Genomic DNA, 25,362 nt, shown 5'->3' on the forward strand with positions numbered 1-25,362 from the left:
GCCTGGCGCCACCAGGCAAGATGCCCGGTCGGCGCCATGCCGATACGGCTTTCGATATCGATCGGTACGCCCCGGCGTGGATCCGCCGACGCCGTTCCTGGCTGTGAACGGGCGCCATCTTGCATGGTCGCCCGCGCTTGCGGCATCATGACCCGTAAAAGGCATGACACCCCGCCGCGATCGCGAAGGAGCGCCGTATTGAAGTCCCATGGGTTTCTACATCGCAGCCTGTACGCCCTCGCGGGGTTGATCGCCATCGGCATCTGCGCCGCCTCGATCGCGTTGCTCTGGACGGACCGGCGCATCACCTGGAACCTCGCCTACGTCGCCGCCGGCAACCTGACGGAAGTGCTGTCGGCCGACATCAGCCGCACCATTCGCGTCTATGACCTGTCGCTGCAAGGCGTCATTGAACGCCTGCAAGAGCCGGGTATCGAAGACCTGCCACGCGGCACCCTGCATCGCTTCCTGTTCGACCGCGCCGCCAGCGCCGAGTACCTTGGCACCATCCTCATCCTGGACCGCGACGGAAACGTCCGCTACGACTCACAGAGCCTCGATCCTCCCATCGCCAATTTCGCCGACCGCGACTTCTTCCAGGTCCATCGCGACAGGCCCGACGCCGGCATGTATGTCAGCCGCCCGTACCTCAGCCGCTTGCGCGGCGGCGACGAGAGCATCGGCATCAGTCGCCGGCTTGCCGCGCCCGACGGCAGCTTCGCCGGCGTGGTCTCCGGGTCGCTGCGCCTGGCCTATTTCCGCGAGCGCTTCGCCGGGCTGTCGATCGGCCCGCGCGATTCCATCACCATCTTCCGCAACGATGGCGCGGTGCTCGCGCGCACGCCTTATTCCTCCGCGGACCTGGATGCCGACATCGGCCAGGAACCGGACTTCCAGCAATTCCTGATCCGCCGCGAAGGCGTGTTCGTCGGCGCGCTGGCGCCGGATGGCGTCGACCGTCTTTATACCTTCGACAGCGTGCCCGGCACGCCGCTGGTCATCGACGTCGCGATGGCGGTCGACGAAGTCCTGGCGCCATGGGAACGACGGGCGATGCTGGTCATCCCCATCACCCTGGCGCTGTTCGCCTCGGTGGTGGCGCAGGTCGTGCTGTACCGGCGCGAGACGCGGTTGCGCCTGGAAGTGGAGACCAGGCTTGAAAAAGAGGCCCAGACCGATGGCCTGACAGGTATTGCCAACCGCCGCACCTTCGATGAAGCACTGGCGCGCGAATGGGCCAGCGCGGGCCGCGACGGCGAACCCTTGTCACTGCTGTTTCTCGACGCCGACCGCTTCAAGCTCTACAACGACCGCTATGGTCACCAGGAGGGCGACGAGCTGCTCAAGATACTGGCGCTGACCGTGCGCGGCAAGGCGCGGCGCCCTCGCGACCTGGCGGCGCGCTATGGCGGAGAGGAGTTCGTGGCACTGTTGCCCAATACCCCGCTCGAGCATGCGATCGACATCGCCGAACGCATACGCCAGGCCGTGGTCGGCCTGCACGCGCAGCACGAAGACAACGAAGGCGGCATTGTCACCGTCAGCATCGGCGTGGCCACCGCGGTGCCCCGGCCGGGCGACGAAGTCGCCGCCCTGGTTGAAGCCGCCGATGCGGCCGTCTACCGTGCCAAGGAGGCCGGGCGCAACCGCGTCGTGGCTGCCGGCCCATGACGGGCGTCGACCTGTCGCCGCCGTCGCGGACGCCAAGAAAAACGGGACGGCCGTTGCAAGGACCGTCCCGTCGAGATGCCAGCGAGGCGCTCAGCGGCCGAGCATGACGGCCTGCAGGCGGGTTTGCGCCTGTTGCACCTTCTGCGCCTGGGCGGTCAATTCCTGCAGCAGCTTGTTCAGCTCGGCCAGCACGGCCGGGTCCTGCACCCGCGGCGCCGGGCCCGTCAGGTCGATCTGCGCCTTGTGCGTTTCGACGTATTCCGCCACCTTGAGGCTGCTGTCCAGCGTGCCGCTGATTTGCGGCAACACTTCGCGGAAGGTGTCGGCCGGCACCGTCACCGTCTTGGCGTAGGCCTTGTCATACACCGCCTTCAGGTCGTCGGGCTGCTTCAGTTGCGCGCGCGCCGCGTCCGCCTTGGCCTGCTCCTTGGTCAGGGCCTCGCCCATGTCCTTGAGCGCGGCCTGCACCGTCTTGATGTCATCGCGCCGGGCCACCACGTCGTTCAGCGAACGCACGGCGCCCTTCTGCATCAAGCTGCCCATCGGCTTGACCGAAGCGTCCATGCCGGCATTGAAATCGGTGATCACAGCATACTGCGCGGCGTAGTCGCCGAAGGACTTCTTCTCTTCTTCCGTCAGCTGCGGCACGCGCACGCCCGGCTTGTCGACGATGCGGGTCTGCAGGAACTGCGTGAACGCCGCGCGTTGCTCAGGCTCCTTGTTGCCGCAAGCGGTCAGCGCCAGCGGCAACGCCAGGGCCAGCAGCACGAAAGGACGGAATAGGGATTTCATTACGTGATTCTCCGGAAAACATGGGAAATGGCGCGCCCCTTTTAAAACCGGGGGTGGCCAGCCGGGGGCGAGCTTATCGGGTCGTGGCCTTCGTCGCCATTGGTTTCAAACTTCATTTCAATCGAAGTGCCAAGATACAAAATTCACACACATTGACGTGAAAATTTGCATGGCAGCTGGTACGCGCGAGCGGGCGTAGGCAGGGCGGAGTACGGCCGCCATGAAGGATGGTCACGATGGAGTAAGGCCGCCATGAAAGAAGAAAGCCGCTGTCGCGGCTTTCCGGCATCACAGATCATGGAGTACCGGCCATGGGCCGGCAAGGCTGCGGGTTTCAAACTAGGATGATGTCGTACTTTTCCTGCGAATACGTGCTCTCGACTTCCAGCGACACCCGCTTGCCCACGAAATCGCCCAGCATCGCCAGGTGCTGGCTTTCCTCTTCCAGGAACAGGTCCACCACGTCCTGCGACGCCAGGATGCGGAATTCCTTGGGATTGAACTGGCGCGCCTCGCGCAGGATCTCGCGCAGGATCTCGTAGCAGACCGTGCGCGGCGTGCGCACGTTACCGCGCGACTCGCACATGGGGCAGGGCTCGCACAGCTGGTGCGCCAGCGAATCACGGGTGCGCTTGCGCGTCATCTCCACCAGGCCCAGCTGCGTGAAGCCATTGACCGTCATGCGGGTGCGGTCGCGCGCCAGCGCCTTCTTCAGTTCGGCCAGCACGGTCTCGCGGTGCTCCTGTTCCTCCATGTCGATGAAGTCCAGGATCACGATGCCGCCCAGGTTGCGCAGCCGCAATTGACGGGCAATGGCCTGCGCGGCTTCCAGATTGGTCTTGAAGATGGTGTCGTCGAAGTTGCGGCCGCCGACGAAGCCGCCGGTATTGACGTCGACCGTGGTCAACGCCTCGGTCTGGTCGATGATCAGGTAGCCGCCCGACTTCAGGTCGACGCGGCGCGACAGGGCCCGCGCAATCTCCTCATCGACGTTGGCCGTATCGAACAGGGGGCGCTCTCCGCTGTAATGCTGGATGCGATCGACCACGGAAGGCGTATAGACGCGGGCCCATTCCAGCATCGCCGCGGTGGTGGTGCGCGAGTCGACCAGGATGGCGCCCGTCGACGGCCCTACCATGTCGCGCAGCACTCTCTGCGCCAGTGTCAGGTCCTGGTGCAGCAGCGCCGGCGCCGGTTGGGTGCGGGCCGCGGCCTGCACACTGGTCCAGAGCTTGCGCAGGTATTCCAGGTCGGCCGCCAATTCCTCGTCATTGGCGCCTTCGGCCTGGGTGCGCACGATGAAGCCGCCTTTTTCCTCGCTCGGCATCAACGCCTGCAGCCGCTCGCGCAGTTGGATGCGCTCGGATTCCGAGTCGATCTTCTGCGAAATGCCGATGTGCGGATCGTGCGGCAGGTATACCAGCATGCGGCCGGCCATGCTGATCTGCGTCGACAGGCGGGCGCCCTTGGTGCCCAGGGGATCCTTGACCACCTGGACCATGATGGTCTGCCCCTCGAACAGCAGTTTTTCGATGGGCGTTGGCGTCAGGCCCTGGCTGCGCTCGCCCCGGTTCTCGCGCAGGTCCGCGATGTGGATGAAGGCGGCCCGCTCCAGGCCGATGTCGATGAAGGCGCTCTGCATGCCCGGCAGCACCCGGACCACGCGTCCCAGGTAGATATTGCCGACGTGCCCGCGCTGGATGCTGCGTTCCACGTGCAGCTCCTGCACCGATCCTTGCTCGACCAGCGCGACGCGGGTCTCGAAAGGCGTGACGTTGATCAGGATATCTTCGCTCAACGCGATGGTGGGGGGCATGGGGGCATCTTCTCCAAGTTAAGGGCAGTGCGGCGCAAGGCGAATAGTAAACGTACCGGCGCGCCGGGCAAGCGGCGCGGCGCCCTGCTGGCGAGATCGCCTATCCATATGGATAAGAGGGGGCGAGGGAGGCGCCCTATATATCTATATAGATAGGGAAGACTGCGCCATCGGCACGCGGGCACACAACGCTATCTATATAGAGAGACGAGGCGTTGGACAAGTGCGCGAGCAGGGAACGGACGGCCCGCGGGCGGCTTGCGTTCCGATGTCCTGCAAAATTCATCAGTCTTTTTGCGTCCGGCGTGTGACAAGCCGAAATTCTGTGCTATAGTCTCGCTCCTTCGCAGTTCAAGCAGTTTTGTTGAGCGGCGAGGCCAGGCAAGTACAACGGATCCAAGTGCTACGGCAAGCGGATCTGCCGCAGGGCAGCGAGGCGGTGAGTCAGCGATGATTCTCTCGAACCGGCGGTCAGCGAATTTTGCATAGGATGGTGCGAATCAGGCAGAAGCCAGTTGCACGATCTGCAAAAATTGTGCTATAGTCTTGGGCTTGGCTGGTGGCGGCGAATCAGGGTTTACCCGGTAGGGTGGTCTGGTCAGCGTTGCAAGCCAGCTGGGGCGGTAACCAACCTCCGAAGCGATTCGGGGCTGCTGCGAAGTGAGGCGATTCACGAAGCGGCGGGGTTGCAAGATAAGGTGCAAGTTAGGCAAAAGCCGGTTGCATAATCTGCAAAAGTTGTGTTATAGTTTCAGGCTTGGCGGTTACCGAAAACTTAGGGTTAACCCTGATATTTCGATAGCTGCTAAAGAGAAAGCCGGGTGCGAGCCTGGTGAGGCCTGAAGAGGTCGTAGGCAAGGCAGCGAAGTGAAGCAAGCGACGCTGACTTGACAAACGATAAAAACTTCTTCATAATCTCGTTTCTCTGCTGCTGACACAGCGATCGACGCGAAAGCGAAATCGCCGAAGAAAGCAGAAGATGCAGTAAGTAGTTTGGTAGTACAGAATTTGGCAGTACCGCTCTTTAACAATTAAACAACCGATAAGTGTGGGCGCTTGATGCGGGTGCACAGTGACTGGGTTTTAAGCCCCTTCACAAGCACAATGAAATCAAGTGCTCACTAGAAGTGAAGTACCTTAGATGTCAAGTCTAAGCACATACCTCACTTCCTTTGAGTAGCGACGTATGACTCGGTTCTTCGGAACTAAGAAATACGAAACAAATACAGAGATTAAACTGAAGAGTTTGATCCTGGCTCAGATTGAACGCTAGCGGGATGCCTTACACATGCAAGTCGAACGGCAGCACGGACTTCGGTCTGGTGGCGAGTGGCGAACGGGTGAGTAATGTATCGGAACGTGCCCAGTAGCGGGGGATAACTACGCGAAAGCGTAGCTAATACCGCATACGCCCTACGGGGGAAAGCAGGGGATCGCAAGACCTTGCACTATTGGAGCGGCCGATATCGGATTAGCTAGTTGGTGGGGTAACGGCTCACCAAGGCGACGATCCGTAGCTGGTTTGAGAGGACGACCAGCCACACTGGGACTGAGACACGGCCCAGACTCCTACGGGAGGCAGCAGTGGGGAATTTTGGACAATGGGGGAAACCCTGATCCAGCCATCCCGCGTGTGCGATGAAGGCCTTCGGGTTGTAAAGCACTTTTGGCAGGAAAGAAACGTCGCGGGTTAATACCCCGCGAAACTGACGGTACCTGCAGAATAAGCACCGGCTAACTACGTGCCAGCAGCCGCGGTAATACGTAGGGTGCAAGCGTTAATCGGAATTACTGGGCGTAAAGCGTGCGCAGGCGGTTCGGAAAGAAAGATGTGAAATCCCAGAGCTTAACTTTGGAACTGCATTTTTAACTACCGGGCTAGAGTGTGTCAGAGGGAGGTGGAATTCCGCGTGTAGCAGTGAAATGCGTAGATATGCGGAGGAACACCGATGGCGAAGGCAGCCTCCTGGGATAACACTGACGCTCATGCACGAAAGCGTGGGGAGCAAACAGGATTAGATACCCTGGTAGTCCACGCCCTAAACGATGTCAACTAGCTGTTGGGGCCTTCGGGCCTTGGTAGCGCAGCTAACGCGTGAAGTTGACCGCCTGGGGAGTACGGTCGCAAGATTAAAACTCAAAGGAATTGACGGGGACCCGCACAAGCGGTGGATGATGTGGATTAATTCGATGCAACGCGAAAAACCTTACCTACCCTTGACATGTCTGGAATGCCGAAGAGATTTGGCAGTGCTCGCAAGAGAACCGGAACACAGGTGCTGCATGGCTGTCGTCAGCTCGTGTCGTGAGATGTTGGGTTAAGTCCCGCAACGAGCGCAACCCTTGTCATTAGTTGCTACGAAAGGGCACTCTAATGAGACTGCCGGTGACAAACCGGAGGAAGGTGGGGATGACGTCAAGTCCTCATGGCCCTTATGGGTAGGGCTTCACACGTCATACAATGGTCGGGACAGAGGGTCGCCAACCCGCGAGGGGGAGCCAATCCCAGAAACCCGATCGTAGTCCGGATCGCAGTCTGCAACTCGACTGCGTGAAGTCGGAATCGCTAGTAATCGCGGATCAGCATGTCGCGGTGAATACGTTCCCGGGTCTTGTACACACCGCCCGTCACACCATGGGAGTGGGTTTTACCAGAAGTAGTTAGCCTAACCGCAAGGGGGGCGATTACCACGGTAGGATTCATGACTGGGGTGAAGTCGTAACAAGGTAGCCGTATCGGAAGGTGCGGCTGGATCACCTCCTTTCAGAGCTTAGTGCTCGTGTTAAGCGTCCACTCTTATCGGTTGTTTGATATAGCTGGGATCGGTTGTGGGCTTGGGTAGAGGGACTCCTCCCTGTGTCCATGACTTCTGACTACTGATCCGGGAAGGTTTTGGGTCTGTAGCTCAGTCGGTTAGAGCACCGTCTTGATAAGGCGGGGGTCGTTGGTTCGAATCCAACCAGACCCACCAAGTATTCGCAGGTAGAGATGCCGTGAATATGGGGGTGTAGCTCAGCTGGGAGAGCGCCTGCTTTGCAAGCAGGATGTCATCGGTTCGATCCCGTTCACCTCCACCAAGACCTGTGCCTGGTGGGATGTAGAGGCTAACTCATAGCGTCGTGCGGATAGTATCTGCCCGGTCTTATGAGTTGGGTTTTACTCAACAGCTATATTTGTTCTTTAACAATCTGGAAGAAGCACAACGAAATGTGCTCATCGAGTAGTCAGCTTGCTGATGAAGATGGGTACGGGTTGTGATTGCATTAATTTTGTTCCAAGTTCTCAAGACTGGGGTGAATAACCTCAGACTGCTTTGAAACTTATGAACGGCACAAACGCTAATACTCAGGTCCTATAGCCTACAGCGTTATAGGATCAAGCGACTAAGTGCATATGGTGGATGCCTTGGCGATCACAGGCGATGAAGGACGTAGTAGCCTGCGAAAAGCTGCGGGGAGCTGGCAAACAAGCTTTGATCCGCAGATATCCGAATGGGGAAACCCACTGCGCAAGCAGTATCCCTGACTGAATACATAGGTCAGTGGAAGCGAACCGGGTGAACTGAAACATCTCAGTAGCTCGAGGAAAAGAAATCAACCGAGATTCCGAAAGTAGTGGCGAGCGAAATCGGAAGAGCCTTCACGTTTTAGCATGCAAGATAGTCGAACGGAATGGAAAGTCCGGCCGTAGCAGGTGATAGCCCTGTAGACGAAATTTTGTGTGTGGAACTAAGCGTGAGAAAAGTAGGGCGGGACACGTGAAATCCTGTTTGAAGATGGGGGGACCATCCTCCAAGGCTAAATACTCGTGATCGACCGATAGTGAACCAGTACCGTGAGGGAAAGGCGAAAAGAACCCCGGAAGGGGAGTGAAATAGATCCTGAAACCGTATGCATACAAACAGTAGGAGCCTCCTTGTGGGGTGACTGCGTACCTTTTGTATAATGGGTCAGCGACTTACATTCAGTGGCAAGGTTAACCGAATAGGGAAGCCGTAGCGAAAGCGAGTCCGAATAGGGCGATTCAGTCGCTGGGTGTAGACCCGAAACCAGATGATCTATCCATGGCCAGGTTGAAGGCACGGTAACACGTGCTGGAGGACCGAACCCACTAATGTTGAAAAATTAGGGGATGAGCTGTGGATAGGGGTGAAAGGCTAAACAAATCTGGAAATAGCTGGTTCTCTCCGAAAACTATTTAGGTAGTGCCTCAAGTATTACTGCGGGGGGTAGAGCACTGTTATAGCTAGGGGGTCATGGCGACTTACCAAACTATGGCAAACTCCGAATACCCGCAAGTACAGCTTGGGAGACAGAGCACCGGGTGCTAACGTCCGGACTCAAGAGGGAAACAACCCAGACCGCCAGCTAAGGTCCCAAATTATCGCTAAGTGGGAAACGAAGTGGGAAGGCATAGACAGTCAGGAGGTTGGCTTAGAAGCAGCCATCCTTTAAAGAAAGCGTAATAGCTCACTGATCGAGTCGTCCTGCGCGGAAGATGTAACGGGGCTAAGCGATAAACCGAAGCTGCGGGTGTGTACTTTGTACACGCGGTAGGAGAGCGTTCTGTAAGCCTGCGAAGGTGGCTTGTAAAGGCTGCTGGAGGTATCAGAAGTGCGAATGCTGACATGAGTAGCGATAAAGGGGGTGAAAAGCCCCCTCGCCGTAAGTCCAAGGTTTCCTGCGCAACGTTCATCGGCGCAGGGTGAGTCGGCCCCTAAGGCGAGGCAGAGATGCGTAGCTGATGGGAAGCTGGTTAATATTCCAGCACCGTCGTACAGTGCGATGGGGGGACGGATCGCGGAAGATCATCAGGGTGTTGGATGTCCCTGTTGACGTATCGAAGATGGCGCTTAGGCAAATCCGGGCGCGTAAATCAAGGGTACGGCACGAGCGAGCATTGCTTGCGAAGTGATTGGAAGTGGTTCCAAGAAAAGCCTCTAAGCTTCAGCTGTACGAGACCGTACCGCAAACCGACACAGGTGGACGGGATGAATATTCCAAGGCGCTTGAGAGAACTCAGGAGAAGGAACTCGGCAAATTGATACCGTAACTTCGGGAGAAGGTATACCCCGGTAGTGTGAAGCGCCTGCGCGCTTAGCATGATGGGGTCGCAGAGAATCGGTGGCTGCGACTGTTTATTAAAAACACAGCACTCTGCAAAGACGAAAGTCGACGTATAGGGTGTGACGCCTGCCCGGTGCCGGAAGGTTAAGTGATGGGGTGCAAGCTCTTGATCGAAGCCCCGGTAAACGGCGGCCGTAACTATAACGGTCCTAAGGTAGCGAAATTCCTTGTCGGGTAAGTTCCGACCTGCACGAATGGCGTAACGATGGCCACACTGTCTCCTCCTGAGACTCAGCGAAGTTGAAGTGTTTGTGATGATGCAATCTACCCGCGGCTAGACGGAAAGACCCCATGAACCTTTACTGTAGCTTTGCATTGGACTGTGAACCGGCCTGTGTAGGATAGGTGGGAGGCTTTGAAGCGTGGTCGCTAGATCACGTGGAGCCATCCTTGAAATACCACCCTGGTTTGTTTGCGGTTCTAACCTTGGTCCGTTATCCGGATCGGGGACAGTGCATGGTGGGCAGTTTGACTGGGGCGGTCTCCTCCCAAAGTGTAACGGAGGAGTTCGAAGGTACGCTAGGTACGGTCGGAAATCGTGCTGATAGTGCAATGGCATAAGCGTGCTTGACTGTGAGACTGACAAGTCGAACAGGTGCGAAAGCAGGACATAGTGATCCGGTGGTTCTGAATGGAAGGGCCATCGCTCAACGGATAAAAGGTACTCTGGGGATAACAGGCTGATACCGCCCAAGAGTTCATATCGACGGCGGTGTTTGGCACCTCGATGTCGGCTCATCTCATCCTGGGGCTGTAGCCGGTCCCAAGGGTATGGCTGTTCGCCATTTAAAGAGGTACGTGAGCTGGGTTTAAAACGTCGTGAGACAGTTTGGTCCCTATCTGCCGTGGGCGTTGGATACTTGACGGAGCCTGCTCCTAGTACGAGAGGACCGGAGTGGACGTACCTCTGGTGTACCGGTTGTCATGCCAATGGCATTGCCGGGTAGCTAAGTACGGAAGAGATAACCGCTGAAGGCATCTAAGCGGGAAACTCGTCTGAAGATTAGGTATCCCGGGGACTTGATCCCCCTGAAGAGTCGTTCGAGACCAGGACGTTGATAGGTCGGGTGTGGAAGCGCAGTAATGCGTTAAGCTAACCGATACTAATTGCTCGTGAGGCTTGATCCTATAACACTGATGGTTATGACCTGGTGATATAGCGTTCCAAGTGTCGTTCAATACAAAATCTGGCTGCCCCGTCAGCAGCCAGCCAACACCAATTACACCCACTGTGCGGGATCATCGAGACACTCTCTGATCCCCACACGTTGCGCTTCTTCCAAGATTGGAGCGGTTGTCCCCAAAGACAATCTCTCAACCCGTTACGCCTGACGACCATAGCAAGGTGGTACCACTCCTTCCCATCCCGAACAGGACAGTGAAACGCCTTTGCGCCGATGATAGTGGACGGACGTCTGTGAAAGTAGGTCATCGTCAGGCTTTTATTGCTCAAAACCCCATAGGCTCGCGCCTGTGGGGTTTTGTTTTTGTGGCGTGTGAAACAAGAACCCCCGTGCGGCTGGCGCCGCACGGGGGTTTTTACTTGGTCCCCCGGAAATTCAGCGCGGACGCTTCAGTTGGTGGCGCCGGTGTAATCCTGCCGATCGATGCCGTGGCGCTGCAGCTTGTCGTAGAAGGTCTTGCGCGGAATGCCCAACGCTTCCAGCGTGGCGCGCACATCGCCCTGGTGGGCGGCGAGGGCGTCGCGGATGAGCTGGGCCTCGAAGCGTTCCATCTTTTCCGGCAGGGTGCCTGGCGTGGTTTCCGCGGTTGGCGAGACTGCGGCCGGCGTGTTGAGCACGCCCAGCACGAAGCGCTCGGCGAAGTGGGCGAGTTCCCGCACGTTGCCGGGCCAGTCGTGCGTCAACAGGTGACGCTTGATGTCGGCCGGCATATCGGGAATGTCGCGTTGGAAGCGGCGCGAGGCGTGACCCAGATAATGGGCCAGCAGCAGCGGAATGTCCTCGCGGCGTTCGCGCAGCGGCGGGATACGGATGGTGACGACGTTGAGCCGGTAGAAGAGATCTTCACGAAATTTGGCGCGGATCGCGGGATTGCCCAGGTCTTCCTTGGTGGCGGCGACGACACGCAGATCCAGGTTGCGGACTTCGTTGCTGCCCAGCGGCGTGATCTGGCGGGATTCCAGTACCCGCAGCAGCTTGACCTGCACGGCGAGCGGCATGCTTTCGATTTCGTCCAGGAACAGCGTGCCGCCGCTGGCATGCTCGATACGCCCGATGCGGCGCTTCTGTGCGCCGGTGAAGGCGCCGGCCTCATGGCCGAACAGCTCACTTTCGATCACGCTTTCGGGTAGCGCGCCACAGTTGATCGCGACCAACGCCCGGTGACGGCGGCGGCTCAGGCGATGCAGGGCGGTGGCGACCACTTCCTTGCCCGTGCCGGTCTCGCCCTCCACCAGGACATCGACGTCCGCATCGGCGATGTGGCGCAAGGTCTGCTTGATGCGCTGCATGGCCGGTGTGGTGCCGATAAAGGGCACTTCATCGGCTTCGACGGCGAACGCCGCTTCGCGCAGGCGGCGGTTTTCAAGCACCAGGTGGCGCTTTTCGGCGGCGTGGGTGATGGCGGTGACGAGGCGGTCGGGCGGATAGGGCTTGGCCAGGAAATCATAGGCGCCGTCGCGCATGCATTGCACCGCCATGGCGATATCGCCATGGCCGGTAATGAGGATGACGGGAATTTCCGGATCGATGGCGCGCAGGCGCTGGAACAGTTGCAGGCCGTCGATATCGGGCATGCGGATGTCGGTGACCACCACGCCATCGAAATCACGATTCAAGGTGGCAAGCGCGCCGCGCGCGCTGGTGTGGGCTTGCACGTCGATACCGCGCAGCTTGAGTGTCTGCACGTTGGCGCGGCGCAGTTCGTCGTCGTCATCGATGAAAGCCACCAGGGGCGCCGGCCGGTTGCCGGCAGCCGCTTCGAACATTGCGGCCATGGCCGGCTCGGCCTCGGTGTGTTCCTGGTGTCTGGTGTCTGATGCCGGCGTCGCCGGATCGGGCCGGGTCGGCGGGCGGGAAGGGGAATCAGGAACGCGGGTCATGGATCGGCGGGCGGCGACTTGCGCAGCGTGAGGGTGAACATCGCGCCGCGGTCGGGACCGTGGGGCGCGGGAAAAATGGCGTCGCCGGGATGGGCGACACGCAGGTCGCCGCCGAACTCGGCGACGATGTCGCGCGAGATCACCAACCCCAGTCCGAGGCCTTCGGCCTTGGTCGTGTGGAACGGCGTGAACAGCCGGGCGCTGGTTTCGGCCGACAGACCTGGGCCGTTGTCGCTGACGAACAACAGCACCGATGCGCCCATGTCCTGCATGGCGACGACGATGCGGCCGTCGGCCCGGCCTTCAAGCGCATCCAGACCGTTCTGCAGCAGATTCACCATCACCTGCTCCAGACGGATGCGGTCGGCCCACACCCGATGATCCTGTTCGACGGGAGGCCGCTGCAGGACCACGCCCTGCCGCCTGGCGCGCGGACCGACCAGCAGCAGCGCGCCGTCCAGCACTTCCTGCAGGCTGGTGGGACCGACCGAGGCCCCGGCCTTGCGCGAAAAGGCTCGCAGTTCGCCGGTTATATGGCCGATGCGTTCCGTAAGCGAGGCGATGGTGGCCAGGTTTTCCTCGACCGAGGGATTGTCGCGCCGGCGCAGGAATTCGGCGGCGTTGTCGGCATAGGCGCGGATGGCGGCCACCGGCTGGTTGATTTCATGCGCCACGCCGGCGGCCACCTGTCCCAATAGCGCGAGCTTGCTGGCCTGCACCAGTTCGTCCTGCATGGTGTGCAGGCGCGCTTCGGTGCGTTGGCGTTCGTCCATCTGCGCGACCAATTGCTGATTGGCCGCGCGCAACTGCGCGGTGCGTTCCTCGACCTGCGCGGCCAGTTGCCGGCGTACGGCCAATTGCTGCGCGCTGCGCTCGCGGCCCCGGTGACGGCGGTACAGCAGGATGCCGACCACCGCGGACAGCACGCCTTGCGCCAGCAGCGCGCCCAGCTGCGCGTTGGCGGTGGCGCGGTTCAGGGCCGACTGCACCGGAGACAGCAGATGCAACGTCCAGCCCGGCGATTCGACAATGGGCAGCGTGGTGTGCAGCAGCGGCGCACTGGCCGGGATTTGCGGCAAGGCTTCGCCGGCCCGCACCAGTTGGCCGCCACTGACGGTTTGCAGGGGCGGCTGCAACGGGAGTGGCTGGAACATGGCATCGCCGAACTGCAGGCTGGTGCGCAGGGTTTGGGCCAGGTCGGGCGCGAGCGGCGCCACGACGCGAAAGCGCCAGTCGGGCACGCTTCCCAGGAGCACCACGCCATGCTCGTCGGTGACGAAGATGGGCGCGTTCGACTGGCGCCAATCGGCCTCGAGATCGCGGAAATCGACTTTCAATACCACCACGCCCAGCATGGCGCCATTGGCGTCGTCCACACGGCGCGACAGGTACAGCCCGGCTTCGTGGCTGACCGTGCCCAGCGCGAAGTGTTCGGCCGAGCCATGTGCCACTGCGCCGCGGAAATACGGCCGGAACTGGTAGTCGACACCGACGAAGGTGGCCGGCTCGCGCCAGTTGCTGGCGGCGATCGCATAGCCGCTGCGGTCCAGCACGTAGATTGCGGATGCGCCGACGCCGCGGCTCAAGGTATCGAGTTTCTCGTCGAGCGCTTCGATCTGCGCTGCCGAGGGCGCCTGCAGCGTGGCGCGCAGGTCCACGTCGCGCGTCAGGACGAAGGGCAGCGCGCGGAACTTGTCCAGGTTGTTGCGCAGCAGGGCGGCATTGATCTGTCCCGCGCTGCGGGCCTGCTGGTAGGCCTCCTTGAGCGCTCCTTCCCGCGCCCATTGACTGGCGGCGTGCAGGATGCCAAAGACGGCGGCCACCGCCACCAAGGCCAGCAGGATCCAGGCCCAGGCGGGAAGGCGGCGTGGGCCGATGGCGTCCGGGTCCGGCTGCGTCGGCGGGAAGGCTGAGGGGAGGGGCATGGTGTTGTGCGGTTTTTCGCACATTTTATCCGGTTTCTGTGCGGTATTTCGCTCGATATTTTGTCGGTGTACCTTGGGGTGTAAAAAATTCCAAGTCGAATCAAACACTTGAGGCAGCGGCGAGGGAGGCTTGCTGCTGGCACGGGGTTTGCGTATGTCCCTCCAAGCCCGGCCACATCGCACACCGGGTGAAATCGGCCTGCGCCAATACGCAAGGCTCTAAAAGAGATAACGCCCCGATATCCGCTGCGCCACGACGCGGGGGAACAGGGGCCCCTGGTGGGGACAAATCCCAATGATCGAAGTGGATCAAGGCGCGCCTGCGCGCAAGCTCAAGTTCTATCAAATCCTGTACGTGCAGGTGCTGTTCGCCATTGTGGTCGGCATTCTGCTGGGCTATTTCAAGCCCGATCTCGGCCAGGCGATGCAGCCCCTGGGCGATGGCTTCATCAAGCTGGTGAAGATGATCATCGCGCCGGTGATCTTCCTGACGGTGGCGACCGGCATCGCGGCCATGAGCGACCTGAAGAAGGTCGGCCGCGTGGCCGGCAAGGCCATGCTGTACTTCCTGGTGTTTTCGACCCTGGCGCTGATCGTCGGCATGCTGGTGAGCCACCTTGTGCAGCCGGGCGCCGGCATGCACATCAATCCGGCCACGCTCGACCAGAAGGCGGTGTCGGGCTATGTCGCCAAGGCGCATGACTCGACCATCACTGGCTTCCTGCTGAACGTCATCCCCACCACGATCTTCAGCCCCTTCGTCGGCGGCGACATCCTGCAGGTGTTGTTCGTGGCGGTGCTGTTCGGCATCGCGCTGGCGCAGGTCGGCGAGCGCGGCAAGCCGGTGCTGGACTTCCTGACGGCGCTGGCCCAGCCCATCTTCAAGCTGGTCGCCATCCTGATGAAGGCCGCGCCCATCGGCGCATTTGGCGCGATGGCGTTCACCATCGGCAAGTACGGCATCAAGTCGATCATCAACCTGGCGATGCTGGTGGGCACGTTCTACGCCACTTCGGTGCTGTTCGTGGTCGTGGTGCTGGGCCTGGTGGCGCGCTACAACGGCTTTTCGATCCTGAAGCTGGTGCGCTACATCCGCGAAGAACTGCTCCTGGTGCTGGGCACGAGCTCGTCGGAAGCGGCACTGCCGACGCTGATGCAGAAGATGGAGCGCGCCGGCTGCTCGAAGTCGGTGGTCGGCCTGGTGGTGCCCACCGGGTATTCGTTCAACCTGGATGGCACCAACATCTACATGACGATGGCGGCGCTGTTCATCGCCCAGGCCTGCGACATTCCGCTGTCGTTGGGCGACCAGATCCTGCTGCTGCTGGTGGCGATGCTGAGTTCCAAGGGCGCCGCGGGCGTGACGGGCGCCGGCTTCATCACGCTGGCAGCCACGCTGTCGGTGGTGCCGACCGTGCCGGTGGCCGGCATGGCGCTGATCCTGGGCGTGGACCGCTTCATGTCCGAATGCCGCGCGCTGACCAACCTGGTGGGTAACGCCACCGCCGCCGTGGTGGTGGCGCGCTGGGAAGGCGAGCTGGACAAGGACCAGTTGCATGCGGCGCTGGAAGGCGAGGCCCCGGCGCCCGGCGTGCAACCGCAGGCGATGGCGCAGGTGTCGACCTCGCAAAGCTGATCGCTGCCGCGGATCGCTACAAAAAAGCCCCCGGGGTCGCCAAGGTCCCGGGGGCTTTTTCATGTTGCCGCGCGAATCAGGGAATCGCGATGCCGGCGGCCCGCAGCAGGTTGGCGGTTTCGAACAGGGGTAGGCCCATGACGCCGGTGTAGCTGCCGTCGATGCGCGCGATGAAAGTGCCGGCCAGTCCCTGGATGCCGTAGGCGCCGGCCTTGCCGTAGGGTTCGCCGCTGTCGCAATAGCGCGCGATTTCGTCCGCTTGCAGCGGACGCATTTGCACCTCGGTGATGGAGACCGACTCCAGCAGGCGTTCGCCGCTCCACAGCGCCACGGCGGTGTGCACCTGGTGCGTCTGGCCCGACAGCGCCTGCAGGATGCGGATGGCGTCCTCGCGGTCGGCGGGCTTGCCGAGCACCTGGCCGTTCAGGATGACCGTGGTGTCCGCGGCCAGCAGCGGCATGATGGGCAAGGATTGGGCGCGCAGCCAGTCGCGGCCGCGTTCGGCCTTGTCGCGGGCCGTGCGCCGGACGTAGTCGGCGGCGCTTTCGCCGGGGTGTTGCGGTTCGTCTTCGCCGGGCGGCGCGGGTACGCGCAGCACCTCGTGCGGCAGGCCGATCTGTGTCAGCAATTCGCGCCGGCGAGGACTGGCGGAGGCGAGGTAGAGGCGTGCGGGCAAGGCGTCAGTCATGAGAGGCGGCGCGCTTCAGGCGCGCGAGGCTGGCGCCCGGCGTCATGCCTCAGGCGCGGTGATAGGGATGGTTGGTCATGATGGCCCAGGCGCGGTAGAGCTGTTCGGCCAGCACCACGCGCACCATGGGGTGTGGCAGCGTCAGGGATGACAGGCGCAGTTGACCACTGCACGAGGCCTTGAGGTCGGCGTCGAGTCCGTCGGGGCCGCCGACCAGGAAGGCAACGTCCTGGCCGCCGGCGCGCCATTGCTCGAGCTTTTGCGATAACGCCATGGTGGTGAGATCGCGGCCGCGTTCGTCCAGCGCCAGGCGCAACGCGCCGGCCGGCAGGGCGGCCTCGATGCGCTTGGCTTCGGCCGCCATCATCTGTGCCGGGGTCTTGCCGGTGGTGCGCGGTTCGGGCTTGATTTCACGCAGTTCCAGTGCGCAGTCGGGCGGCAGGCGCTTGGCGTAGTCGTCCCAGGCGGTCTGCACCCAGTCCGGCATGCGGGTGCCCACGGCCGCGACGATCAGTTTCACGACGCGCCTCAGTCGTCAGTGCTGTCGTAGCCGCTGTCGCCGGCGATCGGCGCGGACCGGGTGGATTCGGGCAGCAGTTTGACGCGCACCGGCTTGCCGCCCCAGATCTCTTCCAGGTTGTAGTACTGGCGGATGGCGGGCTGCATGATGTGGACGACAACGTCGCCCAGGTCGACCACGACCCATTCGCCGGTGTCTTCGCCTTCGATCGTGATGCCCGACAGGCCGAGCGCGCGGCCGCGGTCGGAGACGCTGGAGGCCAGCGCGCGGGTCTGCCGGTTGGAGGTGGCGCTTGCAATCACGACGCGATCGAACAGGCTGGTCAGATGCGTGGTGTTGAAGACCTTGATGTCTTGCGCCTTGACGTCTTCGAGGGCGTCGATGACGGCGCGTTGGAGTTTCTGTATATCCATAGCTGCAAATATAACCCGCTGACGGGCGGTGGGAGCCGGTTCCGCGGCGCCGCGCGCCGAGGCGGGGGGGGGTTATCGGTAAAGATGGTGCGCCGCAATATAGGCGGCGACAGGGGCGGCCAGCAGGCCGTCGGTCGGTTCGCCCCGGGCCAGGCGCTCGCGGATCTGCGAGGCCGAGACCGGCATCGGGGCAAAAGGCAATTCTTCGAGTTCGCGCCCCTGGCCGCGCAGCCAGTCGGCCAGTTCGGCCGGCGGCGTCAGCGGCGTGCCGGGGCGCGTGGCCACGGCCAGGTCGACCAGGCTGGCGATGTCGCGCCAGGACTGCCAGGTGCAGAAATTGGCCAGCTGGTCGGCGCCCAGCAGCCAGACGTAGCGCGCATCGGCGGGCAGGGCGCGCAGGGTGTCGATGGTGTAGGTGGCGCCGCCGCGCTCCAGTTCGATCGGGTTGACCGCCAGGCCGTCGCGGCCCGCAATGGCCAGTTCCAGCATGGCGCGGCGTTGTTCCGCGGTGGCGTGCAGGGCGGCGCGTTGCCACGGGTTGGCGGCTGGGATCAATTGCACCTGCGCCAGACCGAGCGCGCGCAGCGCGTTTTCGGCCAGGGCGACATGCGCGACGTGGACGGGGTCGAAACTGCCGCCCAGGAGCCCGATACGCTTCACACCCAATCCCGCGGCGTCAGGTAGGCGGCCAGTTCGGCCTCGGGCGTCCCTGCCTGGGGCTGCCAGTCGTAGCGCCATTGCGCCAGCGGCGGCATCGACAACAGGATCGACTCGGTGCGGCCGCCCGATTGCAGGCCGAACAGCGTGCCGCGGTCGAACACCAGGTTGAACTCGACGTAGCGGCCGCGGCGGTAGGCCTGGAAGTCGCGTTCTCGCTCGCCATACGGCGTGTGGCGGCGGCGGTCGACGATTGGCAGGTAGCTGTCGAGGAAGGCGTCGCCGACCGAACGCGTCAAGGCGAAGGAGGCGTCGAAACCGGGGGCGTTCAGGTCGTCGAAGAAGATGCCGCCGATGCCGCGGGTTTCGTTGCGGTGCTTGAGGAAGAAGTATTCGTCGCACCAGCGCTTGTAGCGCGGGTAGTAGTCGGCGCCGTGGCCCGCCAGGGCGTCGCGGCACACTGTGTGGAAGTGGCGCGCGTCTTCCTCGAAGGGGTAGTAGGGCGTCAGGTCGATCCCCCCGCCGAACCAGAACACGTCGGTTTCGTCATGGCCGGGACGGGCCGTGGCGACGAACATGCGCACGTTCATGTGCGTGGTGGGCACGTAGGGGTTGCGCGGATGCAGCACCATCGAGACACCCATGGCCTGCCACGAGCGGCCGGCCAGTTCGGGCCGGTGCGCGCTGGCCGAGGGCGGCAGCTTGGAACCCTGGACGTGGCTGAACAGCACGCCGGCGCGTTCGAACAGCTGGCCGCCTTCGAGCAGGCGCGACACGCCGCCGCCGCCTTCGGGCCGGATCCATTCGTCGGTGCGGAACGGGCCGCCCTCGGCGGCTTCCAGCGCCCCGACGATGCGGGCCTGCAGGCCGGTGAAGTAGCCGCGGACGTCGGCGACGGGCAATGCGTTCATCGGCGCTTCCGGTTACGCGTTGGACTTGGGCTTCTGCTGCGACGGCTTGAGCGCGCGCCAGCCGATGTCGCTGCGGTACTGGCGGCCGTCGAAGTGGATGCCGTCGATGGCTTCGTAGACGCGGTCGCGCGCCATCTTGACCGAGTCGCCCAGCGCGGTGACGCACAGCACGCGGCCGCCGGTGGTCTGGGTTTCGTCGCCTTCCAGGCGGGTGGCCGCATGGAACACCATGCAGTCGTCGGCGTCGGCGGGCAGGCCGCGGATGACGTCGCCGGTGCGCGGGGTATTGGGATAGTTGTGCGAGGCCAGCACCACGCCCAGGGCGGTGCGGCGGTCCCAGGTGATGTCGGCCTGGTCCAGCGTGCCTTCGACGGCGTGCTCGAGCGCGTCCAGCAGGTCGCTCTTGACGCGCATCATGATGGGCTGGGTTTCCGGGTCGCCCATGCGGCAGTTGAATTCCAGCGTCTTGATGTCGCGGTCGGGATCGTCGCCGGGGGCGATCATCAGGCCGGCGTACAGGAAGCCGGTGTAGGGGATGCCGTCGCGCGTCATACCCTGCACGGTCGGCAGGATGATTTCGCGCATGATGCGGTGGTGCAGTTCGGGCGTGACGATCGGGGCGGGCGAGTAGGCGCCCATGCCGCCGGTGTTCGGGCCCTGGTCGCCGTCCTGCAAGCGCTTGTGGTCCTGGCTGGTGGCCAGCGCCAGCACGTTGCGGCCGTCGCACATGACGATGAAGCTGGCTTCCTCGCCGACCAGGCATTCCTCGATGACGACGCGCGCGCCGGCCTCGCCCATGGAGCCGTCGCCCAGCATGGCGTCGACGGCGGCATGCGCCTCTTCGAGCGTGGCGGCGACCACCACGCCCTTGCCGGCGGCCAGGCCGTCGGCCTTGATCACGATGGGGGCGCCCTGCTGATCGATGTAGGCGTGGGCGGCGGCGGGATCGGTGAAGGTCTCGTAGCGCGCGGTCGGGATGTTGTGCCGGACCATGAAGGCCTTGGCGTAGTCCTTGGAGCTTTCCAGCTGCGCGGCGGCCTTGGTGGGGCCGAAGATCTTCAGGCCACGGGCGCGGAAGACGTCGACCACGCCAGCGGCCAGCGGCGCCTCGGGGCCGACGACCGTCAGGGCGATGCCTTCGCGCTGGACGAAATCGGCCAGTTCCTCGGCATTGGTGAGCGGGATGTTTTCCATCTGCTCGGCCCGTTGCGTGCCGCCGTTGCCCGGCGCCACATACACCTTGTGTACGCGCGGGGAGCGGGCCAACCGCCAGGCGAGGGCATGTTCGCGGCCGCCCGAGCCAATTACCAGGAGTTTCATTGTTGCGTGATTCTTAAGGTTGCCAGTCGAGTGTCGTCAGACACCTGCCCGAGAAATAGGCCACGGATCCGGGCGGACCCGGATCCGGTGACAGCGGGGCGCGGGGAAGGCCAGGCCTGCGGCGCGCCGGGTAATGGAAAAACTGCGTGGAAAAGCAGCGTCGACAAGACTGCGGAAAATTATTGCGCTTCGTCGAAAATGACGGTCGTATAGACTTCCTGCACGTCGTCCAAGCTTTCCAGGGCGTCGAGCAGTTTCTGCATCTTGATGGCGTCTTCGCCGGCCAGTTCGGTTTCGTTCAGGGCCTTCATGACGATGCCGTCGACTTCGGCCTTCAGGCCGGCGTCGTCGAAGGCCTTGCGCACGGCGGCGTAGTCGGCCGGGGCGCAGACCACTTCGATCACGCCTTCCTCATCGGTGGTGACGTCTTCGGCGCCGGCCTCGAGGGCGGCTTCCATGACCTGGTCTTCCGGCGTGCCGGGAGCGAACACGAACTGCCCGCAGTGCTTGAACATGAAGGCCACCGAGCCTTCCTGGCCCAGGTTGCCGCCGTTCTTGGCGAAGGCGTGGCGCACTTCCGCCACGGTGCGGGTGCGGTTGTCGGTCATGCAGTCGACGATGACCGCCGCGCCACCGATGCCGTAGCCTTCGTAGCGGACTTCCTCGTAGGCGTCGCCGTCCGCGCCGCCCGCGCCGCGCTGGATGGCGCGCTGGATGTTGTCCTTGGGCATGTTGGCGTCGGTGGCCTTGTCCCAGGCCATGCGCAAGCGCGGATTGCTGTCCGGGTCGGGGCCGCCGGCGCGCGCCGCCACGGTGATTTCACGAATGATCTTGGTCCAGAGCTTTCCGCGTTTGGCGTCTTGGCGGCCTTTGCGGTGCTGAATATTGGCCCATTTGCTGTGTCCGGCCATGGCTTCCCAGGATAAATTGTCTGCAAAACGGGCATTTTACCGTGCCGGCGGCCGGTGCGCCCGGCTGCCGACCGCCTGTGTCCATATTGCCACGCGCACAAGCGCCGCGGCAGGCTCTACACTTGGGCATCTGAGTCATTCCGGTCCGGAGAGCAGTCCATGCCCAACCCCATCGTCATCGCCAAGAACGCCCAGACCGAGCTGGCCCTGTTGCCGGCCCTGGCCAACCGCCACGGCTGTATCACCGGCGCCACGGGGACGGGCAAGACCGTCACCCTGCAGGTGCTGGCCGAGTCCTTTTCCCGCATCGGCACGCCGGTCTTCATGGCCGACGTCAAGGGCGACCTGACCGGCATCTCGCAGGCGGGGGCGGCCAGTCCCAAATTGCAGGAACGCCTGAAAAACCTGGGCCTGTCGGAGCCGGCGTGGGGCGCCAGCCCGGTCACGCTGTGGGACGTGTTCGGCGAGCAGGGCACGCCGGTGCGGGCCACCATTACCGACATGGGCCCGCTGTTGCTGGCGCGCATCCTGGAACTGAACGATACCCAGGAAGGGGTGCTGACCCTGGTTTTCAAGGTGGCCGACGACGAAGGCCAGTTGCTGCTGGACCTGAAAGACCTGCGCGCCATGCTGCAGAACGTCGCCGATCGCGCCGCCGAACTGAAGACCCGTTACGGCAATGTGTCGGCGGCCAGCGTCGGCGCGATCCAGCGCAGCCTGCTGGCGCTGGAGTCACAGGGCGCCGAGAAATTCTTCGGCGAACCCATGCTGGACGTGGCCGACCTGATGCGCACCGACGCCCAGGGCCGCGGCATCGTCAACGTGCTGGCCGCCGACAAGCTGATGCAGGCGCCGCGGCTGTACGCGATCTTCCTGCTGTGGCTGCTGGCCGACCTGTACGAGAAGCTGCCCGAAGTGGGCGATCCCGACCAGCCCAAGCTGGTGTTCTTCTTCGACGAGGCGCACCTGCTGTTCAACGACGCGCCGCCCGCGCTGCTGAACAAGATCGAGCAGGTGGTGCGCCTGGTGCGTTCCAAGGGCGTGGGCGTGTATTTCGTCACGCAGAATCCGCTGGACATCCCGGACACGGTGCTGGGCCAGCTGGGCAACCGGGTGCAGCACGCGCTGCGGGCCTTCACGCCGCGCGACCAGAAGGCCGTCAAGACCGCGGCCCAGACCATGCGGCCCAATCCGGGGCTGGATATCGAGGCGGCCATCACCGAACTAGGCGTGGGCGAAGCGCTGGTGTCGCTGCTGGATGCCAAGGGCCGGCCGATGCCGACGGAGCGCGCCTGGATCGTGCCGCCGGCCAGCCGCATCGGGCCGGCCACCGACGCCGAGCGCCAGGCCTTGCGCCAGGGCAGTCCCATGTCGGCCAAATATGACAAGGCCATCGACCGCGAATCCGCCTACGAAGTGCTGGCCGGACGCGCCGCAGCGCCTGCCGATCAGGCGCCCGGGAAGGCCGCGCCCACGCCAACGGCGGGGGGCGCGCCGGCCGAGAAGCAGGGCGGTGGTCTCATGGACAGCCTGAATGACGTGCTGTTCGGCTCGACCGGACCGCGTGGCGGCAAACGCGACGGCGTGGTGCAGACCTTCGCCAAGAGCACGGCCCGTTCTATCGCGACGCAATTGGCCCGGGGTATCCTGGGGTCGCTGCTGGGATCCAAATCCCGCCGCTGAACGCTGTATTCCATTTTTAGGACAAATTCGGGCCCCCGCGTGTTGTAACCCGAGGTATTGTGTTGTTTGTAACTGGGGGTGTTGCGTTGGCACCATTTATGCCTATGATTCTGGGCGATATAACCCGGAAATCCAAAGGAAAAAGTGGTGGCAAAACACAAGATTGCAGTGCTTCCAGGAGATGGCATCGGCAAGGAGGTCGTGCCGGAAGGCTTGAAGGTGCTTGAGGCCGCCGCGAAGCGCTTCGGCATCGATTTCCAGTGGGATCATTTCGACTGGAGCTGCGACTATTACGCCAAGCACGGCAAGATGATGCCGGACGACTGGCAGCAGCAGATTGGCCAGCACGAGGCGATTTTCTTCGGCGCCATCGGCTGGCCCGCCACCGTGCCCGATCATGAAGCGCTCTGGGGCTCGCTGTTCAAGTTCCGTCGCGAATTCGACCAGTACATCAATCTGCGCCCGGTGCGCCTGATGCCCGGGGTGCCGTCGCCGCTGGCCGATCGCAAGCCGGGCGAGATCGATTTCTTCATCGTCCGTGAGAACACCGAAGGCGAGTATTCAAACAGCGGTGGCGTACTGTTCGGCGGCACCGAGCGCGAGGTGGTCATCCAGGAAAGCGTGTTCACCCGCGTCGGCGCCGACCGGGTCCTGAAGTTCGCCTTCGAACTGGCCCGTAAGCGCGGCAAGCACTTGACCGCGGCAACCAAGTCCAATGGCATTTCGATCTCGATGCCGTGGTGGGACCAACGCGTGGCCGACATGGCGGGGAACTACCCCGACGTCCGCTGGGACAAATATCACATCGACATTCTGTGCGCGCATTTCGTGCAGCATCCTGACTGGTTCGACGTGGTCGTGGCTTCCAATCTTTTCGGCGATATCCTGTCCGATCTCGGCCCGGCTTGCACCGGCACGATCGGCATCGCGCCGTCGGCCAACCTGAATCCCGAGCGCAAGTTTCCGTCGTTGTTCGAACCGGTGCATGGATCCGCGCCCGACATCTACGGCAAGGGCATCGCCAACCCAATCGGCCAGATCTGGAGCGGCGCGCTGATGCTGGATTTCCTGGGTTATCCGGACGCATCGGCGGCGGTGGTTCGCGCCATCGAAACCGTGCTGGCCGATGGCCCGCGCACACGCGACATGAAGGGCAGCGCGTCCACGGCTGAAGTGGGCGACGCCATCGCGTCGCTGATTCCCACCGCGTAGCGATGCATCAGCCAGGGGCCGATAACGTGGTCGATTCGATTGCCTCTCCGCCCGCGCCGGTGGGCGGGAGCCGGGCCGACCGCTTCGCCCGCAAGCTGTTTCGCATGCTGCGCTCGCGCACGCAGCGACACAACCAGCACCTGTGGCCGTTCGTGCGCATCTGGCGCGATCCGTCGGGCGTGATCTGCGGTTTTCGGGCGTTCGGACGCACCTTTCCCATCACCCCGCTGCAGCAGGGCTATGACCCGGCGGACGCTGAGGTGCACCTGATACTGAGCGGACCCTCCATTGCGCAGATTCCATACGACCGCCTGGATATCCGGACGGCGATGGGCGTCAATGGTTCGATCGCGCTGGCTCGCAAGTTCAAGGTGCCGTTCAAGTACTACTGCATCATCGACCAGAATTTCGTGCGTGATCGCATCGACCTGGTGCGTGAAATCGTCGCCTGCGACCTGACCTTGTATGTGTTGCCGGAAGTCCTGCGCTACATCATGCAGGGCATTCCGCAGGATCTCATCCGTTGCCGCATCTGCATCATCGAGCTGATCTCGGAGCGCGCCTACGAGCGCAGCGCCGCGCCGGCGGTGCTCAAGCGCATGGTGGCGGCATCACCCGACCTGCAATTGCTGGATGCCAAGCAAGGGTTGGGCTACAGCTTCGACGCGTCGCTGGGCGTGTTCGATGCCGATACGGTGGCCTATGTGGCGCTGCAGGTCTTGATTTCGGGCGGAGCGCGCAAGGTCTACTTGCATGGTCTCGACCTGACATTGCAGCACGGCATGCGTTTCTACGATGAGGGCGCCACGCCGCGGACCAGCCGCCTGGCGCGCAACTTTGCCCGCTTGATCGAGCCATCGTTCCGTTTTGCCGCGCAGCAGTGGCGCGGCCGAGGCGTGTCGGTGATCAACCTGTCGCCGGTGAGCGCGTTGCCGCCGGAGGTGATCGAGCGGCAGGATTGGCAGGCGCTTCTCAAGAACTGAAAAAAAGCCCGGCGAGCGCCGGGCTTTTTTTTC

Annotated in this window: 16 protein-coding genes, 2 tRNA genes and 3 rRNA genes; 10 read left to right on the top strand and 11 right to left on the bottom strand. The window is 62.8% G+C overall.

Features of this window, described 5'->3' with window-relative positions; translation table 11 throughout:
* The first annotated feature begins 198 nt into the window (after positions 1-198).
* A complete protein-coding gene (locus ACUTAG_RS25095; RefSeq protein ID WP_006384025.1) occupies positions 199-1,671 on the top strand; it encodes a sensor domain-containing diguanylate cyclase in 1,473 nt (490 codons plus the stop codon).
* A gap of 90 nt (positions 1,672-1,761) precedes the next feature.
* Here ACUTAG_RS25095 and ACUTAG_RS25100 read toward each other — a convergent pair whose 3' ends face one another.
* Together ACUTAG_RS25100 and rng are read right to left on the bottom strand one after the other, a co-directional pair.
* Complete coding sequence (locus ACUTAG_RS25100) at positions 1,762-2,463, bottom strand: DUF3053 domain-containing protein (protein WP_049053731.1); 702 nt, start codon at positions 2,461-2,463, stop codon at positions 1,762-1,764.
* A 334-nt stretch (positions 2,464-2,797) separates the two neighbouring features.
* Positions 2,798-4,261 carry a ribonuclease G gene (gene rng / locus ACUTAG_RS25105; RefSeq protein WP_026384722.1) on the bottom strand — a complete coding sequence of 488 codons (1,464 nt, stop codon included), beginning with the start codon at positions 4,259-4,261 and terminating at the stop codon, positions 2,798-2,800.
* Positions 4,262-5,513: 1,252 nt separating this feature from the next.
* Between rng and ACUTAG_RS25110 the strand changes: the two genes are divergently transcribed.
* The 5 genes from ACUTAG_RS25110 to rrf all read left to right on the top strand — a co-directional run bounded on the left by ACUTAG_RS25110 (position 5,514) and on the right by rrf (position 10,846).
* A 16S ribosomal RNA gene (locus ACUTAG_RS25110) occupies positions 5,514-7,044 on the top strand.
* A 130-nt stretch (positions 7,045-7,174) separates the two neighbouring features.
* Positions 7,175-7,251 (top strand) — tRNA-Ile (locus ACUTAG_RS25115).
* Positions 7,252-7,281: 30 nt separating this feature from the next.
* Positions 7,282-7,357, top strand: a tRNA-Ala gene (locus ACUTAG_RS25120).
* A 296-nt stretch (positions 7,358-7,653) separates the two neighbouring features.
* Positions 7,654-10,534, top strand: a 23S ribosomal RNA gene (locus ACUTAG_RS25125).
* Between the two features lie 199 nt (positions 10,535-10,733).
* Positions 10,734-10,846: ribosomal RNA gene (gene rrf / locus ACUTAG_RS25130) — 5S ribosomal RNA — on the top strand.
* Together the 16S, 23S and 5S rRNA genes with 2 tRNA genes alongside form the textbook arrangement of a ribosomal RNA operon.
* A 133-nt stretch (positions 10,847-10,979) precedes the next feature.
* Here the strand turns inward: rrf and ACUTAG_RS25135 are convergent.
* The gene (locus tag ACUTAG_RS25135) at positions 10,980-12,365 is read right to left on the bottom strand and encodes a sigma-54-dependent transcriptional regulator (protein ID WP_053499208.1); all 1,386 of its coding nucleotides are present in this window, start codon (positions 12,363-12,365) and stop codon (positions 10,980-10,982) included.
* Positions 12,366-12,466: 101 nt separating this feature from the next.
* The gene (locus tag ACUTAG_RS25140) at positions 12,467-14,395 is read right to left on the bottom strand and encodes a sensor histidine kinase (protein WP_262352209.1); all 1,929 of its coding nucleotides are present in this window, start codon (positions 14,393-14,395) and stop codon (positions 12,467-12,469) included.
* Between the two features lie 295 nt (positions 14,396-14,690).
* Here ACUTAG_RS25140 and ACUTAG_RS25145 point away from each other — a divergent pair, with 295 nt between their 5' ends.
* Positions 14,691-16,031, top strand: a complete 1,341-nt coding sequence (locus tag ACUTAG_RS25145; RefSeq protein WP_006387788.1) for a dicarboxylate/amino acid:cation symporter — start codon at positions 14,691-14,693, stop codon at positions 16,029-16,031.
* A 76-nt stretch (positions 16,032-16,107) separates the two neighbouring features.
* On the opposite strand, the gene ACUTAG_RS25150 is transcribed toward ACUTAG_RS25145, so the two are convergent.
* The 7 genes from ACUTAG_RS25150 to ACUTAG_RS25180 form a co-directional block, all read right to left on the bottom strand.
* Positions 16,108-16,719 carry a Maf family protein gene (locus tag ACUTAG_RS25150; protein WP_026384875.1) on the bottom strand — a complete coding sequence of 204 codons (612 nt, stop codon included), beginning with the start codon at positions 16,717-16,719 and terminating at the stop codon, positions 16,108-16,110.
* 49 nt (positions 16,720-16,768) lie between these two features.
* Positions 16,769-17,239 (bottom strand): 23S rRNA (pseudouridine(1915)-N(3))-methyltransferase RlmH, encoded by a 471-nt coding sequence (rlmH, locus tag ACUTAG_RS25155; RefSeq protein WP_006387790.1) that lies wholly within the window; start codon positions 17,237-17,239, stop codon positions 16,769-16,771.
* A gap of 8 nt (positions 17,240-17,247) precedes the next feature.
* Entirely contained in the window at positions 17,248-17,652 is a 405-nt protein-coding gene (gene rsfS / locus ACUTAG_RS25160; protein ID WP_006387791.1) for a ribosome silencing factor, read from the bottom strand.
* Between the two features lie 72 nt (positions 17,653-17,724).
* A complete protein-coding gene (gene nadD / locus ACUTAG_RS25165; protein ID WP_047993442.1) occupies positions 17,725-18,312 on the bottom strand; it encodes a nicotinate (nicotinamide) nucleotide adenylyltransferase in 588 nt (195 codons plus the stop codon).
* Positions 18,309-19,220 carry an oxygen-dependent coproporphyrinogen oxidase gene (gene hemF, locus ACUTAG_RS25170; protein WP_020926888.1) on the bottom strand — a complete coding sequence of 304 codons (912 nt, stop codon included), beginning with the start codon at positions 19,218-19,220 and terminating at the stop codon, positions 18,309-18,311. Before hemF ends, nadD begins: the two co-directional genes overlap by 4 nt.
* Positions 19,221-19,232: 12 nt before the next feature.
* Positions 19,233-20,540 carry a phosphoribosylamine--glycine ligase gene (gene purD, locus ACUTAG_RS25175; RefSeq protein WP_026384878.1) on the bottom strand — a complete coding sequence of 436 codons (1,308 nt, stop codon included), beginning with the start codon at positions 20,538-20,540 and terminating at the stop codon, positions 19,233-19,235.
* Positions 20,541-20,719: 179 nt separating this feature from the next.
* Entirely contained in the window at positions 20,720-21,451 is a 732-nt protein-coding gene (locus ACUTAG_RS25180; protein WP_006387795.1) for a YebC/PmpR family DNA-binding transcriptional regulator, read from the bottom strand.
* Between the two features lie 159 nt (positions 21,452-21,610).
* Between ACUTAG_RS25180 and ACUTAG_RS25185 the strand changes: the two genes are divergently transcribed.
* The 3 genes from ACUTAG_RS25185 (at position 21,611) to ACUTAG_RS25195 (ending at position 25,329) form a co-directional block, all read left to right on the top strand.
* Positions 21,611-23,134 (top strand): helicase HerA-like C-terminal domain-containing protein, encoded by a 1,524-nt coding sequence (locus tag ACUTAG_RS25185; RefSeq protein ID WP_020926891.1) that lies wholly within the window; start codon positions 21,611-21,613, stop codon positions 23,132-23,134.
* A 144-nt stretch (positions 23,135-23,278) separates the two neighbouring features.
* Positions 23,279-24,346 carry a tartrate dehydrogenase gene (locus ACUTAG_RS25190; RefSeq protein ID WP_045953049.1) on the top strand — a complete coding sequence of 356 codons (1,068 nt, stop codon included), beginning with the start codon at positions 23,279-23,281 and terminating at the stop codon, positions 24,344-24,346.
* Between the two features lie 2 nt (positions 24,347-24,348).
* Complete coding sequence (locus tag ACUTAG_RS25195; protein WP_148316569.1) at positions 24,349-25,329, top strand: hypothetical protein; 981 nt, start codon at positions 24,349-24,351, stop codon at positions 25,327-25,329.
* The last annotated feature ends 33 nt before the right edge of the window (positions 25,330-25,362 follow it).

Source organism: Achromobacter sp. CSND-B12 (assembly GCF_052906545.1).

Bases quoted from the DNA above. Each gene is read 5' to 3' on its own strand.
- ACUTAG_RS25195 (WP_148316569.1), top strand. From the start codon at position 24,349: ATGCATCAGCCAGGGGCCGATAACGTGGTCGATTCGATTGCCTCTCCG.
- ACUTAG_RS25185 (WP_020926891.1), top strand. From the start codon at position 21,611: ATGCCCAACCCCATCGTCATCGCCAAGAACGCCCAGACCGAGCTGGCC.
- rsfS (WP_006387791.1), bottom strand. From the start codon at position 17,652: ATGGATATACAGAAACTCCAACGCGCCGTCATCGACGCCCTCGAAGAC.
- ACUTAG_RS25180 (WP_006387795.1), bottom strand. From the start codon at position 21,451: ATGGCCGGACACAGCAAATGGGCCAATATTCAGCACCGCAAAGGCCGC.
- ACUTAG_RS25135 (WP_053499208.1), bottom strand. From the start codon at position 12,365: ATGGCCGCAATGTTCGAAGCGGCTGCCGGCAACCGGCCGGCGCCCCTG.
- ACUTAG_RS25150 (WP_026384875.1), bottom strand. From the start codon at position 16,719: ATGACTGACGCCTTGCCCGCACGCCTCTACCTCGCCTCCGCCAGTCCT.
- ACUTAG_RS25100 (WP_049053731.1), bottom strand. From the start codon at position 2,463: ATGAAATCCCTATTCCGTCCTTTCGTGCTGCTGGCCCTGGCGTTGCCG.
- ACUTAG_RS25145 (WP_006387788.1), top strand. From the start codon at position 14,691: ATGATCGAAGTGGATCAAGGCGCGCCTGCGCGCAAGCTCAAGTTCTAT.
- ACUTAG_RS25140 (WP_262352209.1), bottom strand. From the start codon at position 14,395: ATGCCCCTCCCCTCAGCCTTCCCGCCGACGCAGCCGGACCCGGACGCC.
- purD (WP_026384878.1), bottom strand. From the start codon at position 20,540: ATGAAACTCCTGGTAATTGGCTCGGGCGGCCGCGAACATGCCCTCGCC.
- hemF (WP_020926888.1), bottom strand. From the start codon at position 19,220: ATGAACGCATTGCCCGTCGCCGACGTCCGCGGCTACTTCACCGGCCTG.